The organism is Mucilaginibacter kameinonensis (assembly GCF_003675385.1).
Taxonomy (GTDB): Bacteria; Bacteroidota; Bacteroidia; order Sphingobacteriales; family Sphingobacteriaceae; genus Mucilaginibacter; species Mucilaginibacter kameinonensis.
In genome coordinates, this window is the sequence record NZ_RCWZ01000001.1 from 949,408 (window position 1) to 967,957 (window position 18,550).

20 protein-coding genes are annotated in these 18,550 nt (G+C 42.9%); 10 read left to right on the forward strand and 10 right to left on the reverse strand.

Annotated elements, in window-relative coordinates:
- Positions 1-28: 28 nt before the first annotated feature.
- From EAH55_RS04295 to tnpA, 6 genes are all read left to right on the forward strand, one after another.
- Positions 29-1,204, forward strand: a complete 1,176-nt coding sequence (locus tag EAH55_RS04295) for a THUMP domain-containing class I SAM-dependent RNA methyltransferase (RefSeq protein WP_121808596.1) — start codon at positions 29-31, stop codon at positions 1,202-1,204.
- Positions 1,205-1,702 (forward strand): hypothetical protein, encoded by a 498-nt coding sequence (locus EAH55_RS04300; protein ID WP_112570933.1) that lies wholly within the window; start codon positions 1,205-1,207, stop codon positions 1,700-1,702. It abuts the gene before it with no gap.
- Between the two features lie 279 nt (positions 1,703-1,981).
- Entirely contained in the window at positions 1,982-2,221 is a 240-nt protein-coding gene (locus EAH55_RS04305; RefSeq protein ID WP_112571546.1) for a helix-turn-helix domain-containing protein, read from the forward strand.
- A gap of 53 nt (positions 2,222-2,274) precedes the next feature.
- Positions 2,275-2,922 (forward strand): HD domain-containing protein, encoded by a 648-nt coding sequence (locus EAH55_RS04310; RefSeq protein ID WP_112570931.1) that lies wholly within the window; start codon positions 2,275-2,277, stop codon positions 2,920-2,922.
- 41 nt (positions 2,923-2,963) lie between these two features.
- The gene (locus EAH55_RS04315) at positions 2,964-4,271 is read left to right on the forward strand and encodes a carbohydrate porin (protein WP_121808597.1); all 1,308 of its coding nucleotides are present in this window, start codon (positions 2,964-2,966) and stop codon (positions 4,269-4,271) included.
- Positions 4,272-4,313: 42 nt separating this feature from the next.
- Positions 4,314-4,778, forward strand: coding sequence for an IS200/IS605 family transposase (gene tnpA / locus EAH55_RS04320; protein ID WP_121808598.1), 465 nt, complete (start codon positions 4,314-4,316; stop codon positions 4,776-4,778).
- A 410-nt stretch (positions 4,779-5,188) separates the two neighbouring features.
- Here tnpA and EAH55_RS04325 read toward each other — a convergent pair whose 3' ends face one another.
- The 5 genes from EAH55_RS04325 to EAH55_RS04345 all read right to left on the reverse strand — a co-directional run bounded on the left by EAH55_RS04325 (position 5,189) and on the right by EAH55_RS04345 (position 8,572).
- Positions 5,189-5,581 (reverse strand): HIT family protein, encoded by a 393-nt coding sequence (locus EAH55_RS04325; protein ID WP_121808599.1) that lies wholly within the window; start codon positions 5,579-5,581, stop codon positions 5,189-5,191.
- Between the two features lie 121 nt (positions 5,582-5,702).
- Complete coding sequence (gene greA, locus EAH55_RS04330; RefSeq protein WP_112570923.1) at positions 5,703-6,176, reverse strand: transcription elongation factor GreA; 474 nt, start codon at positions 6,174-6,176, stop codon at positions 5,703-5,705.
- Between the two features lie 269 nt (positions 6,177-6,445).
- Positions 6,446-7,696, reverse strand: coding sequence for an RNA polymerase sigma factor (locus EAH55_RS04335; protein WP_121808600.1), 1,251 nt, complete (start codon positions 7,694-7,696; stop codon positions 6,446-6,448).
- Between the two features lie 45 nt (positions 7,697-7,741).
- Positions 7,742-8,086, reverse strand: coding sequence for a YciI family protein (locus tag EAH55_RS04340; RefSeq protein WP_112570919.1), 345 nt, complete (start codon positions 8,084-8,086; stop codon positions 7,742-7,744).
- Between the two features lie 33 nt (positions 8,087-8,119).
- A complete protein-coding gene (locus EAH55_RS04345; RefSeq protein WP_121808601.1) occupies positions 8,120-8,572 on the reverse strand; it encodes a carboxymuconolactone decarboxylase family protein in 453 nt (150 codons plus the stop codon).
- A 176-nt stretch (positions 8,573-8,748) separates the two neighbouring features.
- On the opposite strand from EAH55_RS04345, the gene EAH55_RS04350 reads away from it, so the two are divergent.
- The 3 genes from EAH55_RS04350 (at position 8,749) to EAH55_RS04360 (ending at position 12,902) form a co-directional block, all read left to right on the forward strand.
- On the forward strand, positions 8,749-9,834 hold the full coding sequence (locus EAH55_RS04350) for an acyltransferase family protein (RefSeq protein WP_121808602.1): 1,086 nt from the start codon (positions 8,749-8,751) through the stop codon (positions 9,832-9,834).
- A 186-nt stretch (positions 9,835-10,020) separates the two neighbouring features.
- The gene (locus EAH55_RS04355) at positions 10,021-10,617 is read left to right on the forward strand and encodes a DUF6436 domain-containing protein (RefSeq protein WP_121808603.1); all 597 of its coding nucleotides are present in this window, start codon (positions 10,021-10,023) and stop codon (positions 10,615-10,617) included.
- A gap of 23 nt (positions 10,618-10,640) precedes the next feature.
- A complete protein-coding gene (locus EAH55_RS04360; RefSeq protein WP_121808604.1) occupies positions 10,641-12,902 on the forward strand; it encodes a response regulator in 2,262 nt (753 codons plus the stop codon).
- A gap of 6 nt (positions 12,903-12,908) precedes the next feature.
- On the opposite strand, the gene dinB is transcribed toward EAH55_RS04360, so the two are convergent.
- The 3 genes from dinB to EAH55_RS04375 form a co-directional block, all read right to left on the reverse strand.
- On the reverse strand, positions 12,909-14,027 hold the full coding sequence (gene dinB / locus EAH55_RS04365) for a DNA polymerase IV (protein ID WP_121808605.1): 1,119 nt from the start codon (positions 14,025-14,027) through the stop codon (positions 12,909-12,911).
- Between the two features lie 331 nt (positions 14,028-14,358).
- Positions 14,359-14,916 (reverse strand): DUF922 domain-containing protein, encoded by a 558-nt coding sequence (locus EAH55_RS04370; protein ID WP_121808606.1) that lies wholly within the window; start codon positions 14,914-14,916, stop codon positions 14,359-14,361.
- Positions 14,917-14,941: 25 nt separating this feature from the next.
- Entirely contained in the window at positions 14,942-15,889 is a 948-nt protein-coding gene (locus tag EAH55_RS04375; RefSeq protein WP_112570907.1) for an SPFH domain-containing protein, read from the reverse strand.
- Positions 15,890-15,983: 94 nt separating this feature from the next.
- Between EAH55_RS04375 and EAH55_RS04380 the strand changes: the two genes are divergently transcribed.
- The gene (locus EAH55_RS04380) at positions 15,984-16,172 is read left to right on the forward strand and encodes a hypothetical protein (protein ID WP_112571542.1); all 189 of its coding nucleotides are present in this window, start codon (positions 15,984-15,986) and stop codon (positions 16,170-16,172) included.
- A gap of 290 nt (positions 16,173-16,462) precedes the next feature.
- Here the strand turns inward: EAH55_RS04380 and EAH55_RS04385 are convergent, their stop codons facing one another.
- The gene (locus EAH55_RS04385) at positions 16,463-17,617 is read right to left on the reverse strand and encodes a CapA family protein (RefSeq protein WP_121808607.1); all 1,155 of its coding nucleotides are present in this window, start codon (positions 17,615-17,617) and stop codon (positions 16,463-16,465) included.
- 63 nt (positions 17,618-17,680) lie between these two features.
- Positions 17,681-18,286 carry a C40 family peptidase gene (locus EAH55_RS04390; RefSeq protein WP_112570903.1) on the reverse strand — a complete coding sequence of 202 codons (606 nt, stop codon included), beginning with the start codon at positions 18,284-18,286 and terminating at the stop codon, positions 17,681-17,683.
- Positions 18,287-18,550: the final 264 nt, after the last annotated feature.

An 18,550-nucleotide genomic window follows, 5' to 3' on the forward strand; every position in this document is an offset into this window, starting at 1 on the left:
TTTTAATTCTTAATTTTGCCGAATTAATATGCAAGTTTTCCACACCGAAAGTAAAATCATAATTACATGTAACAAAAGGCTTTCGCCTTACCTGCAAAGGGAGGTTGAAGCTTTAGGCTATGAGCCGGTCCGCGTTTTCCCCACCGGGGTCGAACTAAAAGGAACCGTTACAGATACCATTCCGCTTAACCTGAACCTGCGCTGCGCAAGCCAGGTCCTGTATTCGTTAAAAACGTTTACCGCCCGCGATCCCAAAGAGCTTTACGATGAGCTGGTAACCATTGAGTGGGAAAAGCTCATTGATTTTACCGGCTATTTTTCGGTATCATCAAACGTAAATAACGAGCACATCCTTACCCCATTGTTTGCTAACGTAAAGGTAAAGGACGCCATTGTTGACAGGATTAAGTCTGTCAAAGGTATCAGGCCGGATTCGGGCCCGGAGGTTAATAAAGCTGTGGTACACCTGTATTGGCAGGATGATCGTGCCGAAATTTTCCTGGATACATCCGGCGAAACACTGGCCAAGCACAGTTACCGTAAAATACCGGGTAAGGCACCTATGCTGGAGGCTCTGGCAGCATCAACCATCATGGCTACTAAATGGGATATGAAGAGCACTTTCATTAACCCCATGTGTGGTTCGGGTACGCTGGCCATTGAGGCCGCATTGCTGGCTACAGATAAATCACCAGGTTTGTTCAGGATGAACTATGCCTTTATGCACATTTTAGGTTATGACGAAACCGTGTTTTTTGCGGAACGCCGTACTTTAAAAGATAAAGCAAAAAAGGAAACCGGCTTTAAGATCATAGCCTCCGATATTTCGGAAGATGCGGTTGATATTGCCCGAAAAAATGCCAGGACAGCCGGTGTAGAACATTTAATTGATTTTGCCGTTTGTGACTTTGAAGATACCGAGGTGCCTGAGCAACCAGGCGTAGTGATGTTTAACCCTGAATACGGCGAGCGTTTGGGTGTGCACACAAAACTGGAGATTACCTATAAGCGTATGGGCGATTTTATGAAAAAGAAATGCCTTGGGTATGATGGTTATGTTTTTACGGGCAATCCAGACCTGGCCAAGAAGATAGGCCTGAAAGCTGCCCGCAAAATTGAATTTTATAATGGTAAGCTTGATTGCCGCCTGTTTGAGTACGAGTTGTACCTGGGCAGCAAACGCGAACCAAAAGAAGAAAATTAAATGAAAAAGATCCTGTTATTTATAACACTTGTTTTATCATCGGTATTAGTTAAGGCACAAACACAATTAGCATTTCCATTTCAGGGTGGCAGTCCTATCATGTCGCGCTTTTTTAAAGATAGTCTTGTGGTATCACCCGAGATCATTAAAAAGAAAGCTACCGGCACGGCTGTGTTTAAATTTACTGCTGATGATAAAGGCACTATTAAAAAGATCATCGTTTACTATGCCGATGATGCTATACTGGTAGTGCCCATTATTGATGCGTTAAAAAAATCAAATCACAAGTGGATCATTCCTGATCATGAAAAACTGCATGATTTTATTTTGCCGTTTGCCATTAACTTTAATGCCCCTGCAAATACCAGTAATGCTACCATGAAGGCCGCCTTTGATTATTACAGCAAACGGAGGCCTATCATATCTTACAATCAGGTTCCGCTGGAAACCGCTACGCTATTACCCACAGTAACGGTTAGCTACGATTTAAGCGAGTAGTATAGATATAGAAACTAACAAATACTTTGAAGCGATGGGCCCCATAGGCTCGTCGCTTTTTTTGTAAAAAAAAACATTTAAAAAAATATACTTTTAATTAAAACCAGGACTTCGTTTTTTTCGTTAATATACTTGGAATGTCATAATTGGCATTTACTTTTAATTAAAACCTAAAAAAATCTCTTGCATCCCGGCGGGCGAACTGACATTTTTTTACAAAATCTGAAATCCGGGCTTCAATTATTCTCGTTAGTTATAGTTGAACTAAAAAATATTTGGATGAAAGATATGCTAAATTTTAAGATCAAGGCCATAGCCGCTAACATCAGGCATACCAGGGAAGGGCTAAATTATACCCAGGAATACCTTGCGGCCAAGTTAGGTATATCGCAAAATGCCTACAGTAAAATAGAATTAGGTTATACAAAAATAACCGTTGAAAGGCTATTCCAGATAGCTTCAATTTTAGAAGTTGAAGTTGCCGGACTTATAAATACAGAAAAAACAGCTGCGGCCTAAGGTTTTATAAACAATCCTGCTGTTCCATCTTTTGCTTAGTATCTTTGCAAAAGATGGAACACGATAAACTGATTGCCGCAACTGTTGATTTTGTACGCGATACCCTCAAGAATGCCGAAGGCGGCCACGACTGGTGGCACATTCATCGCGTTTGGACAAACGCAAAACTCATCAACCAAACAGAAAAAACTGATCAGCTTGTAGTTGAACTTGCTGCTTTGCTGCATGATATTGCGGACAGCAAGTTTCATAACGGCGATGAAGAGATTGGTCCGCGTACTGCCGGTAATTACCTGCAAAGCATGGATGTTGATGCCGGTATTATTGAACATGTACAGCAGATCATCAGGCATATGTCATTCAAAGCAAGCTTTGATGAAAAATCCTTCCATTCGCCCGAGCTAGAGGTTGTACAAGATGCCGACAGGCTTGACGCCATTGGCGCTATTGGTATTGCCCGTGCCTTTACCTATGGTGGCTTCAAAGGTCGGGAACTGTATAACCCGGAAATTGAGCCCAATCTTAACATGACCAAAGAGGAGTACAAAAATACTACAGCCCCTACCATCAATCATTTTTACGAGAAGTTGCTTTTGCTTAAGGATAAGATGAATACCCCCACGGGGAAAGCGATTGCCGCGCAAAGGCACGCCTTTATGGAAGATTATTTGAAACAGTTTTTTGCAGAATGTGGTTCATAGTTAACGCGAAAGCTTACTTTTGCGCCAAATTTTGATACCCCATGAAGAAACTTATACTTACTATAATACCTGTTTTAATTGCGGGCCTTGCTTTTGGCCAGGATACCGTTAAACAACAGCGCTTTAATTTTCACTTCCAACAAACTACAATTACCCAGTACAAGCCATCATTCCATGCTGACTATACGGGCAATAACAGCTTGCTTACCGGCGAAGAAACACAAAGCTCCATTACCACCACACTTTTTGGTGGTGCAAGGCTTTGGAAAGGTGCCGAGGCTTATTTCAACCCGGAGCTTTCCGGTGGTTCGGGCCTGAGCAAAACTTTGGGTGCTGCCGGTTTTCCTAACGGCGAAACTTTTCGCGTAGGTGGCGCCGAGCCTAAGATCTATATCGCCCGTTTATATTTTACCCAAAATTTTGAATGGGGAAAAGAAAAAGATACCATCAGCGATGATGCCAACCAGTTGGCAGGCTTAAAAAGCAAACGCTATTTTTCGATTACTGTAGGTAAATTCGGCATGGCCGATTTTTATGACGGCAATGAATTTAGCCATGATCCGCGTACGCAGTTCATGAACTGGAGTTTAATGGACAACGGGGCCTGGGATTACCCGGCCAATACCCGTGGTTACGTTTTAGGTGTACATACCGAATTAGGACAACCAAACTGGACCTTGCGCTTCGCCTTCACTATGTCTACCACCACAGCTAACGGCGCCATTTGGGATCAGAAAATAGGTAAAGCCAACACCCAGACATTAGAATACGAAAAACGATATACGCTTAACGGACAAAAAGGCACTGTTAGAATCCTCGGTTTCCGCAATAACGGAAAAATGGGTGATTATCGCCAGGCCATCGCCCTTAGTCCAACTGCTCCTAATGTTGATACTACGCAAGCCTGGGGCAGGCACAAATATGGTTTCGGTATCAGTGCCGACCAATATTTAACAAAAGATTTTGGCGTATTTGCTAAAGTAAGCTACAATAACGGCAAAACCGAAACCTGGTATTTCACCGAAATTGACCGCTCGCTAAGCTTTGGCGGCGTACTTAAAGGTACCTCCTGGAGTCGTGGTGACGATGAGCTGGGCCTGGCTTTTGTGGCTAACGGCATCTCAAACGCCCACAGAGATTATCTCGCTGCCGGCGGTTACGGATTTATCATTGGTGATGGTAAGCTAAACTATGGCACCGAGTTTATTGCCGAACTTGATTATAAAATAAACGCCTATCAAAAGAAATTCTGGATCACCCCAGGTTACCAGTTTTTGCTGAACCCCGCATATAATAAAGACAGGGGGCCTGTAAATGTGCTATCGTTACGGGCTCACATAGAGTTTTAAATACAAGGTTGTTAAAGGCGTATCCAGATATTATATTTGGATATGCCTAATACCTATACTCAACTATATATTCACTTTGTTTTTGCGGTAAAATACCGCCAGGCTGTTATAAATCAGGAGTGGGAAGTCAGTCTTCACCGTTATATAACAGGGATTGTTCAAAACAATGGCCATAAGCTTATCGCTGTAAATTCTGTATCAGATCATCTTCATCTTTTTGTAGGACTAAATCCCAATCAATCCATTTCTGAATTGATACGTCTTGTAAAAGGAGATAGTTCAGAGTTTATAAACAAAGAGAGATATACACCACGCAAATTTCAATGGCAGGAAGGATACGGAGCTTTTAGCAACAGTAATTCGCAAATTGATGCTGTGGTAAAGTATATTTTAAATCAGAAGCAGCATCATCTGAAAAGATCGTTCAAGGAAGAGTATTTGGATATTTTAAAAGATTATTCAGTACAATATGACGAGCGATATGTTTTCAAAGATTTGATGGATTGAATTTTGGTACCCTTTCTTTCGAGGGGTAGCCTCTACGAGGCAAATGATTTTATTTATGTGTTTTTCTACAAACAGGCAGCCCCTAATGGGGCATTTTTAACTTGATACAATCTATGCCTATTGCTTCGCCTAACCCATTTAGTCATTAAGAATTTACTGGAATCAAGTAATAAGTGATAGAAAGAGAGGCGTGTTTAAAGCAACAAACCGCCTCATAGAGTGAGGGGGATTTATTAAAGCGGCAGATTGCCTCGTAGAGGCTACCTGTTTTTAGAAAAAGACAATCCCATTTTTTGCTCCATAGGAGCTACCCACTCACCAGGTGATGAGGTTTTCACTATAACCATCAATGAAAAAGCCGCGTCATTTATATTATGGTGCGGCTTTTTTTATTAAAACTCTTTCAATTATTATCCAATGGCCTGCCTGATCCTATCGGCGGTGGCATTAAATTGCTCCGGTGTGAATTTTTGCTTAGGGAGCGAAAAGTTGATACTGCTCATATCATTCATCGGGATAAGATGGATATGCGCGTGTGGTACATCCAGGCCCATAACCGCTACACCAACCCGCGGACAAGGAACGGCCTCTTTTAAGCCCATAGCTACCTTTTTTGCAAATAGCTGTAAGCCGGTATAGGTTTCATCGTCCAGATCAAAAAGGTAATCAACCTCTTTTTTAGGGATTACCAGCAGGTGACCTTCCGTAAGCGGAAAAATATCCAGGAAAGCCAAAAAATCATCGTTCTCCGCAACTTTATAAGCAGGAATTTCGCCCGCAACTATTTTTGAAAAGATGGTCATTGTTGGGTGAGTGGTTGATTATGTTGATTGGGTGAGTGGTTTCGTTGGATATTGTAAAGTAAGTGGCTGATTATGAAAATGGAATAAAACTATTCTCCTAATCAACCACTCACCTAAATTACTACCTGCTTATCTCCAGGATTTCGAATTCAATTTTACCTGCCGGTACGGTGATCTCGGTTTTTTCACCAACCTTTTTACCAAGCAATCCTTTTGCTATTGGTGATGCTACTGAAATTTTGCCAGTTTTCAGATCGGCTTCGCTCTCTGATACCAACTGGTAGCTCATGGTAGCACCGTTTTTAAGGTTTTTAATCTTAACAACAGATAAAGCCAGCACTTTTGAAGTATCTATTTTTGATTCGTCAAGCAGGCGGGCATTTGCTAATGTTTCCTGTAACTGGGCTATTTTAGCCTCGTGCAGGCCCTGTGCTTCTTTTGCCGCGTCGTACTCGGCATTTTCCGAAAGGTCACCTTTGTCGCGTGCCTCAGCAATAGCTTTTGATATATCGGCACGGCCGGTTGTTTTTAATCTTTGTAGTTCCTCTTTTAATTTCTCTATACCGTCTTTAGTATAGTATGATACCTCTGCCATAACGCAAAAATTAATTAATATTCATTCTGTTGGTCATCCAAAAAAAACCGCCCTTCCCTGTTTTAAGAAAGGACGCAACGCTTATAAAAGCAAACAAGACTATATAAGTCCGCAGCTTACATAGTCTTGCTTTTTTGGTATTTAACGAAGATAAGTGATTTAAGTTTTATTATCCAAATTTTTTTAGGGAGGAATTTTATTGTACTTATCGTATTTTTCTTCATTAAAGATTGATAACGATGTAACTCAAAGTTCTTATTGCCACCTGTTTATCCCGGATTGTTCAGGGTTTTTCTAAGCTGTTCGATGTTTTTCTGCATTGTAGCCTTATCATTTGCAGACGTAGCCAGTTCCATGGCCGTTTGGTAATGCCGCAATGCTTTTTGATTATCCACATCGATATACAGATTACCCAGCAGTGAATAATAAAAATGGTTACTGTTGAGATTCAGCTTTTCTGCCTCGGCTATCGCGGCGGGCTTGCCGTTGGTTTTGGCAAGGGCGAAGGTGCGGTTTAATGCGGCTATAGGCGAATATTCCAGAATAAGCAGGTTGTTATATAGCTGCAAAATATTTTCCCATTTTTCGGGCGTATCTTCCTTAATGGTATGCCAGTAGGCAATACCTGCTTCAAGGTGGTATTTAGTGATAACTGTTCCGGTTGATGCCTGGTTTAGATGGTAAATACCTTTATTAATCAAATCCCTGTCCCAAAGCGATTCGTCCTGATCCTCATACAGGATCATGGTGCGGTTATCATTAGTGCGGGCCTCGAAGCGTGAGGCGTGGAAACACATTAATGCAAACAGGGCGTTCACGGCGGGAGTATTGGTAGCCGGGTTTTCGATAAGCTGATAATTGAGCCGCATAGCTTCGGCACAAAGGTCATGGCGGAGTGTGATGTTTTGAGAGATAGAGTAGTATCCTTCAGAAAATAACAGGTAAATGGTTGTCAAAACGATTTCCAGGCGGCTGCCTATCTCGTTGAGGGTTGGCTGCTTGATCTGGATGCCAGCCTCTTTTAATTTTTCCTTAGCGCGGTTTATCCGCTTGTAAATAACCTCTTTGTTTGCTAAAAAAGCATCGGTGATTTCCTGGATCCCAAAACCGCAAAGCAAATTAAGGGTAAGCGCCACCTGCGATTCGTCGGAGATTGCTGGGTTACAAACCGTAAACATCATGGCCAGCTGGCTATCGGCAATGTTTTTGGTGGATAGGTCTATCTCTATTTCGCCGGTACTATCGGTAGTATATTTTATTTCGGGCGAAAGCTTTTGCTTAAAAATGGTGTCCCGTTTCAGATAGTTTTTGGTTTTATTTTTTGCAACCGTGTAAAGCCAGGCCGTAGGATTGTCGGGCAAACCTTTCAGGCTCCAGTTTTCGGTGGCCGACAGGAAAGTATCACTTACAATATCTTCGGCAATTTCAACGTGTTCAATACCGAAAAGCCGGCAAAGTACTGCCACTATTTTACGATACTCGGTACGGAACAGGTGAGGTAAAAGCTCTTTAGGTTGCATAGGTAAATAAAAATGCCTTTGCAAAAGTACAAAGGCATTCTTGGTTTATACAGTAGGCACAGCCATTCGTACCTCAACGGTAGCTCCCCATTGTAATACCGGGCAGCCTTTGGCAATCTCAACAGCATCGTCATAATCTTCGGCCCTGATCATTAACAGGCCGCCTATCGATTCCTTGATTTCGGCATAAGGGCCATTGACAACCGTATTTTGTTTGATCACCCTGCCATCGCCATCCCAGCGTTTAGGCGGAGCAACCAGTTTATTTTGGGCCGCGATGCCGCCTATCCAATCCTGGAAGGGTTTGATTGCCGCCTGCATTTGCTCGGGCGAGGGGCTGGCATCCTTACTTTTCAGATCCCTGTGGATCACTAACAAAAACTCATTCATAAGGCTATGTTTTAATTTGTTAATATAGGTTGTTTATGCAAACTGACCAACCTGGTAAGTACCCGGAGTATTTGGGAACGACAGGTTGATGCGGTTCCAGGTGTTAACGGTTGTAACGGCCATAGTCAGGTCAATCAATTCTTCGTCGCTAAACTGTGCTTTGGCGGTAGCATACACTGCATCACTTACATGGTAGGCGGTAACCGCCTCGGCCCAGGCAAAAGCAGCCCTTTCACGATCTGTATAATATGGCGATTCTTCCCAGGCGCTCAATCCGTATAAACGTTGTTCCGTTTCGCCATTTGCACGCGCGTCTTTATAGTGCATATCCAGGCAGAAAGCACATTTATTAATTTGCGATACCCTGAAATTTACCAATTCAAGAAGGGATGCTTCAATTGATGCTTTTTTGATATAAGCTCCCATGCCAAATAATGGTTTTAAGGCGTTTTGTCCTTTTTCCCACATGCTCAATCTTTTTTCCATTTTGTTTTAAAATTTATGTTGTTAAAACCGAATGACAACCATGTTTTGCAGATTGGACAAAACGGGCAAAAAATATTTTTATTTTTTTCGTCAACATAAAATGTGGGCCCTTTATCCGGCAGATTTTTGTTTATTTAGCAAATCAGGTTCCTGCATCTAACCTGAGTAATATCAATATGGAAAAACTAAATCCTGGAATCCTTAAAACCAAGCAACATTTTGAAATTCTTGACGGCCTGCGTGGCGTAGCCGCAATAGCAGTAGTTACCTTCCATTTTATGGAGATTGCATATACCGACTATAGCAAAGATTTTATAGGTCATGGTTTCCTGGCGGTTGATTTTTTCTTTTGTCTTTCGGGCTTTGTAATTGGCTATGCTTATGACGACAGGATTGGAAAGATGGGGGTTATGGAGTTTTTTAAGTCGAGGCTTATCAGGCTGCATCCGCTTGTTGTAATAGGATCCGTATTGGGTTTGTTAAGCTTTTTGTTTGATCCATTCAGTACCCAGGCTGTAACCCGGAGTGCAGGGAGTATATTGCTGTTATTCCTTAGCTCGGTATTAATGATTCCTAACCCTACGATGGACGAGCGGTATTTTAACCTGTTTGGTTTTAACGCGCCGTCATGGTCATTGTTTTGGGAATATATAGCTAACATTGTTTATGCGCTTGTACTTTGTCGTCTTCACAGGCGCTATCTCATTATCCTTGCTGCAATTTCGGCGGTGGGTATTTGCTATGTGGCTGCCCACTCAGGTAATTTAATGGGCGGCTGGAGCGGCGGCACTTTTTGGGATGGTGGGGTGCGTATAGCTTATTCCTTTACCGCGGGCTTACTGGTTTACCGCTATAATCTCATCATCAAAAATAAGCTTGGTTTTATCGGGCTTTCTATTTTATTGATGCTGGCTTTCCTGTCACCGTTCTCATCATGGAACTGGCTTACCGAGCCTTTTATAGTTATTATTTACTTCCCGTTAATGGTTTCGCTGGGGGCAGGTGCCGTTCTTAATGAAGGTTTACGTAAGATATGTGTTTTTTCGGGGAATATCTCCTATCCCTTATACATGACCCACTATGCTGTGATGTGGGCGTTTGGTAATTATTTCGCGGCGCATAAACCCGATGCTCTTCACTTAGCATATATCATTATTCCCGGTTTAATTGTATTGGTAGCATTTGCTTATCTTGTTATGAAGGTATATGACATTCCTTTACGCCGCTATCTTACCGAAAAACGGAAACAGGCTATTAAGTAAAAAGCAAGGTTTTTTGGTCATTAAATTAAAGGTTAAATTACGTGCCCTTTAGTGGAGGTTGATTTAAAACCTGTATGTTTAAAATGCTGAAGAAGTGTTTTTTATACACCAAAAAGCGTTATTTTTACAAGTGGTTTTTTGCAGTTTTTTATTCATTTTGAGTGATGTGCAGAAGGCTTTGGCACAATGAGGAAAACGTTAGTTATTGGTTGGCTTGTTTTATTACTTGCTATTGTTGGCGCATTATTTTGGTATAATGAGTTGCAATATCAGTTGCCTACGCCGGTACCCGAAAACTATAAACCGGTAAAATCAGGTACAGTTGTTTCCATCAACCCAAGACATTTTAAAGACCACAGCAAACCTTTGTTTCTGCACTTTTTTAACCCCGGTTGCCCATGCTCAAGGTTTAATATTAAACAATTTAAAGCTATTGTTGAGCAATACCGCGGACAGGTGAACTTCGCTATCGTGATCATGAGCAGCAAGCATTTTACCGAAAGTGAGATTCAGGACAAGTTTGGCATGAAACTGCCTGTAATATTTGACCCTTCCGTTGCCGAAGCTTGCGGTGTTTACTCTACACCACAGGTTGCGCTGATTGATACTGAGAATAAATTATACTATCGTGGCAATTATAATATAAGCCGTTACTGTACCGATGATAAAACGAGCTTTGCCAAAATAGCAATTAACGGTTTACTTAGTAACAATACCCGACTCACATTTAATAAATTGGCGCTAATATCATATGGCTGTCGATTGCCCGATTGTCATAATTAACATACCCCTTAGTTCAAATAATAGTGACTGCAGCTATAGCTCATAACATTAACTTCCAAACCGAGATCAAAGATCGCTCAGACCGGTTGATGGATTACTTTCTGCCGGTGCATTTTGCGGTTGGTTTGGCGCTGGCCTCCTTCTACGATACCTGGCTTATTGCTGGTGGCGTTGGCGGCCTTTGTCTGCTGGCTTATTATACCGCTAAAATAGCCCTGCCCCAATCAGCATTGTATCAGTATGTGCTGGCTGCGGTACTTGGCATTTTTATGGCCCAGTATATCTACCAGATGCATGGCATGTTTGAAATGCACTTTTTTGCCTTTATTTCAAGCGCGCTACTCATCACTTATCAAAACTGGAAACTACAGATCCCCCTGCTGATAGTGGTTATTATCCATCATGCTACTTTTAGCTATTTGCAGGATATCGGGTTTGGTAATATATTTTTCACCCAACTCAATTATTTTGATCTTCAAACATTCATTATCCACGTATTACTTACCGGGGTAATCATGTTTATATGCGGGCTGTGGGCATACCAGCTGCGCAAATACAACGAATTAAGAATTGTGCAAACCCTGCAAATGGCCGATCTGCAGCGTGAAGCGCAGCTATCATTGGAGCGTAAGCATAACGAGGAGGTTTTGGCTGCGGCAAACAAAGAACTGAACCATTCAAACCTCGAACTTCAAAAAGCACGCCTTGCGGCCGATCAGGCCAACCAGGAGAAAAGTATTTTCCTGGCTACCATGAGCCACGAGATCCGTACGCCTATGAACGGGGTTATCGGTATGTCGGCCTTGCTGAATGAAACCGAGCTTAATGATGAGCAGCGGATGTTTACCGAAACCATCATCAATTGCGGTGAAACGCTGATCCATGTGATCAATAATATCCTTGATTTTTCGAAGATAGAGGCAGGCAGCCTTGATCTTGAACAGGACGATTTTAACCTGAGGCAGAGCATTGAGGATGTAATGGATATGTTTGCCGTTAAAGCCGGGCAAATGGGGCTCGACCTGGTTTATGAAATTGAAGAAGATATTTCTCCAAACATTATTGGCGATCCACTGCGCCTTAAACAGGTACTTATCAATCTTGTAAATAACGCCATTAAGTTTACTGAAAAAGGAGAGGTTGGTATTAGGGTAAGTTGCATTGAAAGGCAACCTGATGGTTTGCTGAAACTGGGCTTTGATGTTTGGGATACAGGCATCGGTATTCCGAAAGATAAACTGCACCGTTTGTTCCGCGCGTTCTCACAGGTTGATTCATCTACCACACGTAAATACGGCGGCACTGGTCTGGGTTTAGCAATTTGCCAGAAGCTGGTGACCCTCATGGGCGGAACCATCGGGGTTAAAAGCCTACCGGGCGTAGGGGCTAAGTTTTCCTTTACCATCAATGCCTACCCAGGTGAGGCATCGCAACAGCTTACATCTGGCTTTGACCTTAGCGAATTAGAAGGGAAGAAAATTTTGGTGGTTGATGATAACCAAACCAATCTTTCTATTTTGGAACGCCAGTTTGATAACTGGAACCTTAAAGCCATAACCGCCGAATCGGCTGCTGAGGCATTGGTAATTCTCCAAAAAAGTAAAGATATTGAACTGGTAATTACCGATATGCACATGCCGGTGATGGACGGCGCTATGCTGGCCAAGGTGATCAAGGAAGGATATAGCCATTTACCAATCATATTATTAAGCTCGGTAGGTGAAGACTTTATAAAGGATCAGCGGTCGCTCTTTACATCTATCATGAATAAGCCCATCAAGCAGCAGGTGCTTGGTAAGCAAGTTTTCATGGCGCTTAGAAATAGCTCCACTCAAACAGAAGACAAACAAGCTAAAGCAAAACTTTCAGTAGATTTTAGTGATAAGTATCCGTTCAAGATTCTCATTGCCGAAGATAATGAGGTTAACCAGCACGTTATTAAGCATATTTTAAGCAAAATGGGCTATAAACCAGGCATCGCTAAAAATGGTATTGACGCCATTGAAGCCCTGTATCAGGACGACTACGGATTGATATTAATGGATATGCAGATGCCGGTTATGGATGGGCTGGAAGCTACCCGGGTTATCCGGAAGGATGGCGTTAAACAACCGGTTATTATAGCACTTACTGCTAATGCCATGACCGGCGACGAACAGGAATGTTTGCAGGCTGGTATGAATGATTACCTGAGCAAGCCCGTAAAATTGGATGAGTTGATGAACAAGCTATCCAAGTGGTATACGGTGGTTAATAATAAAGCGGTATCCCGTTCGGAAGTTTAACATTTTTTATAATTCCAGTTCCAGCTGGTCGCCGGGGCCAAGCTCGCGGTCATCGCGCTGCTTAACCTGCAGCCCGCCGAAGTTTGAAAGTGAGATACCCAGCAGGCGTACTTTTACATCGTCAACGCCGGTAGCAGCGATGAGTTGTTTGGCAGTACTGCTGATGGTTTCAAGATCGTTGACAGGCGTTTGGAACGATTGATTTCTGGTGATCTGTTTAAAATCATGATATTTTACTTTAAGGGTAATGGTACGGCCCTTCAACTCGTATTTAAGCAGGCGATTGTGTACCGTTACCGCTATCTTATCGAGCTCGGCCTCCATTTCCTCAAGCGTAGTTAAATCATAAGCAAATGTATCTTCGGCACCCAGTGATTTGGTTTCGCGATGTGGCTGTACTTCGCGGTTATCGATACCTCGTACTATCTGGTAGTAAAATTTGCCCACTTTGCCAAAGTGACGGGTAAGCTCACTTTCTTCAAGCCGTTTCAGATCGGCACCGGTATGCAGGCCCATTTGTTTCATCTTTTGAGCAGTTACTTTACCCACGCCAAAAAACTTTTCGACGGGTAGCTGCTCCATAAAGTTTTCGATGCTTGAAGGGCCGATGAACTTCAATCCATCGGGCTTATTGATATCTGATGCTATTTTAGCTACAAACTTATTAATAGATACCCCTGCCGAGGCGGTAAGCTGCAGCTCATCCTTAATAGCCTGTTTAATGAGTTTGGCTATCTCAATGGCCGAGCCAATATCCTGCTTATCATGAGTTACATCCAGATAAGCTTCATCCAACGAAAGCGGCTCGATCAGATCTGTATAGCGACTGAAGATTTCACGGATATGTTGCGATACTTCCCGGTAAACATTAAACCGGGGACGTACAAACAAGGCATGCGGACAAAGCTGTAAAGCCTTTTTTGATGACATGGCCGACCGGATACCAAACTTCCTGGCCTCATAACTTGCTGTTGCAACCACGCCGCCGCGCCCTTCGGGTAAGCCTCCCACCACCAAAGGCTTGCCCCGGTATTCCGGAAAATCCCGCTGCTCAACCGACGCGTAAAATGCATCCATATCAATATGGATAATTTTACGATGTGTATTGGATGATTGCTCCGTCATGGTGATGAAAGCAAATATAGGCGGGTTGCAGGCTTGCTGCAAAGTTCGCTGGTTGGCGTAGTGTAAGGTTTTGAAGAGGGAAGCAGGTTCAATGCTCCAAGCTATACGCCTTAGCCTAACAGTAAGAAGCGCGGGACTGTGCGATTCCCCTCTTGAGAGGGGTGTAGGGGTGTGTTTCTGCTTTGATAAGCCATTGCAGAAACACACCCCTGCTATCGCTCATTCCTCCGCGCCCCCTCTCAAGAGGGGATTTTAGAATCTTTTGTCAAATTATTTGAATAGGTTAACGACTCAAGCAAGGACGCTTGAACATGCATTGCCTATTTCAAAATCAACTCTCCGTATCTCCCGGCAAAAACCTAAGCTTTTGCTGAAAATACATATCCCAGCTATGCTGTTGCTTACGATCGGTCATGTGAACCGTATCTTCGTCGTAATCTGCATTGAGCTGTTTGTATTTGGCATCGATGCGGTTAAAAATAGACATAGCCTCGTAGTTGTAGTTATTGCTGAAGCGGGTGCGGCTTACTATGCGTAACAGCTCCTGCTGCTCTAAAAAGGCTATGGTGTAATGCCCTTGCTCGTGTTTTAATATCTCGGTCATTTGTTGCGGGGTATTAACCCGGCTCCTGTCCAGCCACGATTTGTTATTATTGAGGATAAGCCTGATATTAAAATTGAGCCGGTAGCCTCCGCCCTCACGCCGGGCCTGGTAGCGGTAATCGATGGTGCAGTTTGTATAAGCAACAACGCCGCCGGCATTAGCCCGCGGCGTTCCCCAAAAATCATTGGCGGTAAGCTGATGAAATGATTGCGCCGAAGCCGACGTGATCACTGCAAAAAAACACATGGCCGTTAGGCCTATCCCTTTCACTATATTTCTTTTCATTTAAAAAAATGGCGGTTTTAAACTTTTACTTTTTGACGTTGTCGGTATGTAAAAGGTTTAAGGCCATCATTTCTTTTAACGTATGTTGCATCTGATCGGTTGAGCCATCAAGGAAAATAACATTCCCTTTTGAGTTTTCTGAGAAGTGTTTGATAGATTCTGTCCACATGGTGAACAGGATTACCGAGGTATCCATATTAGCTTCGGCCATTTCTTTGGCGGCTACAGTCATACCACGGGCAACCTCTTCACGGAACAACGCAATACCCTGACCTCGTAATTGTGCTGCTTCACGTTCGGCCTGTGCCGATATTTTGATGGCGTTCCCTTCCGCTTCTGCAGCTTTGGTTTTGGTGATGAGCAGGGCCTGTCCTTCATTTTCGGCAGCGGCTTTCAGGTTGTTTGATGCCACAACCTGGCTCATCGATTTCATGATCACATCATCAAAAGTAATATCGTTCAATTGAAGATCCTGCAGGTGGTAGCCCCAACCTTCCAGTATCACGTCCAGTTGTTCCTTTACGTGCTCAACAATATCACGGCGCAATATCAATACTTCGCTTTGGCGTTTGGTAGCTACAAAGGCGCGAATGGATCCTTCAACGGTGCGGATGAGGGCCTGCATCAGGTTACGTTCGTCAACAAACTTAAAAGCTACGTTTTTAATGGTTTCTTCCTGTTGGTCCAGAACAGAGTACAGGAGCATAGCCTTAAAGTAAACATTAGCCTGGTCATAAGTTACAGCCTGGAACTCCAGCTCGACAGAACGGTTTTGGATAGAGATCTTGGAGTAGATGTTTTCGATAAAAGGGATCTTGAAATTTAACCCCGGGGTAAGGATGCGGCGGTACTTGCCAAATACGGTGATAACTACTATTGTGCCCTGTTTTACAGACACAAACGAAGTAAAAATGGTAATAAGGATAACAACAAAAATGATTATTGTTACCAATGATCCAACTGATTCGGGCATGGTTCGGTTTATTATGTTTAGAATAAAAGTAGCATTAATTATTGGTGTGCTATTTGTTTTTTAAAAAATGCTCATAAAAAACAGCGCACCTATCATGAACTTAAAACGAACATTCGGAACGATATTGAGCGTGCTTGGTATCATTGGTCTGATATACACAGGCATAGCTATTATAAACCACAGCGCTCAGGTAACCACTATGGTGGTAATAGGAATCATTTCGCTCATATTTTTCTCAACAGGTATTGGCCTGGTAAAAAACACTAAAGATGAAGCGGCTTAAATAACCGGATTCAGGTCGTACAATTGACTCACCCGGTCTGCGCTTCGCTGTACCACCCTCTCTCCGGCTTCACCGCAAAGAGGGTAAAAGAAATCCCCTCTCGAGAGGGGGCGCGGAGGCACGAGCGACAGTAGGGGTGTGTTTCTGCTGCAAGCTGATCAAAGCAGAAACACACCCATCCGCCCCTCTCAAGAGGGGAATCGCACAAGCCCACGCTTTTTCCATTAAGGTAAGGGCTAAGGTGATGTCAGGGTGAATGTATCTCGAAGCACTTCTTGCCCCTTTCCTGTTTATAAATTCTCGCTCTGAATAATCGGGTTCAGGCTAATCTCCCCGGTATCGGTTATTATCAAGCCAGCATCGGGAAAGTCTGTCTCAGTAAGTTGTTTAATCCGGACAGCCGCCCGGTTGAGCGAATCAAGTCCAAGGCCTTTATCATGGGCTTGCCTAAGGGATATAATGCGGCCATTCAAAAACTCTCCTTTTTTATTCAGGTTCACTTTTAGTAAAGGAGCCAAACCGCAAACACCCACTACACTCACACTTTTATAAGTACAAAAATTACCAAGGCTATAAGCGATGAGCCGGTTTTTATAAACCTCCATTGCGCGGCTCACATGCGGGCCATTGCCTAATATGATATCAGCGCCCGCGTCAATGGCGTTATGCGCAAAGGCATGGACATCTCCACGTTTTTCGCTGATGAATGATTCCATGGCAAAAGGTACGTGCTCATAATCCACACCTTCGCCGCCACCATGAAAAGATACGATGACAATATCACATCGCTGTTTCAGTTCGCTGATGATACGGGTAGCGTTCGGCAGGTTGAGGATGGGCAAGGTATTGGCATTAGGGGCAAAGGCGCAAAAGCCATACTTAACGCCACTACGTTCAAATACGGTTGAGGGATGACTAAGCAAGCCACCATAATTAATGCCTATGCTATCAAGCACGCGGGTGGTGCTCATGCGACCGGTATCGCCAAAATCGCCGATATGGTTATTGGCCAGGCTAAGTAGGTTAAACCCCGCATCTTTAAAAACGCCGGCATAGGCTGTCGGCATCCTGAATAAGTAAGCTTTACTGCGTTGATGCAATTTATAGTGGGCAGGGTTACCCCCGTCAAGCAAACTTCCTTCAAGGTTACCAAATGTTACGTCGGCATTTCTGAGTTCGTCGGCAATAATTGTAAAACTGTTTTTGGCGCTATCCGGCGGGAGGGTATAATCATTAGGGTATGATGTTCCGAGCATCATATCGCCAACGGCAGCTATGGATATAGCATCATGATTAACAACAACTGCAGGTTTTGCAATTGCCGCGGTGGTATCGGGTTTAGGTTTAGGAGCAGGCGCCAGTATTTGTTTTTTATTGGGCGGGTGGTTGCACGCCTGTAAAAACAGCGCCAGGCTGGCTGCTGTAAGCATTAAATGAAATTTCATTATAAAAAAAATCCCCTCATTGAGGATGAGGGGACTAAATTAGTTTATTTATTTCAAAATCGTTTAGTTCTTGCTTTCGTCTACGTCGTCGCCCATATCGTTGTTACCCGTGGATGCCGAACCTTTAAACTCATCCTTAAACGAAGCTAACAACCTGCCGCCTTTATAAAAGAAACGGCTGTAATAGGCATCATCCAAGCTGCTGATTGCAACACCTCTTGATGAGGCATGAGCAAATTTATTATTGCCCAAGTAAATACCAACGTGCGAAATGCTGCGGCTGTGAATTTTAAAGAAAACCAGATCACCTTCTTTTAACTCATCTTTAGCAACGGGGTTAACCATGCTGAAAATATCGCGTGAGTTACGTTTGATGTCAAGGTTAAAAACTTCGCTGTATAGTTCTTTTGTAAATGCCGAACAGTCGATACCTCTTCTTGAGCTTCCGCCAAAGTGGTAAGGGGTACCAATCCAATCATATACAAAGTGAAAGAGTTTCATGTTTGAGGTAGCAGATAAAGCAACTCCCATAATTTGGGAAAAGTATGCTTTACCTAAACTTTCCTGATCGTCTTTGTTGTCATCACTGGTGCTTGGGGCACTTTTTGTTTGAGCTTGTGAAGCTATGACGCTGAAAAGTAAGGCAATAGCCAGGGCAAATTTCTTCATTTAATCAGTTTGTTTGTTGAGTTAGGGCAACAAATTTGTTTATTAAATCAGACACTATGTCTATTGTGCTCTACAAAACTATTTATATTTTTTAAAATTGCAAATAAAAGTGCCTTATTTTTCGAAAAATATAAAAAAGTGCTTTTTATTACACATCAATTTAATAAACAGGCTCTTGTACGTTTAACAATGTAATTTGGTTGTAATTATTTGGGGGCATTCAGATAACAACAACCCTCTATAAACTTCATAAAACGATAATTT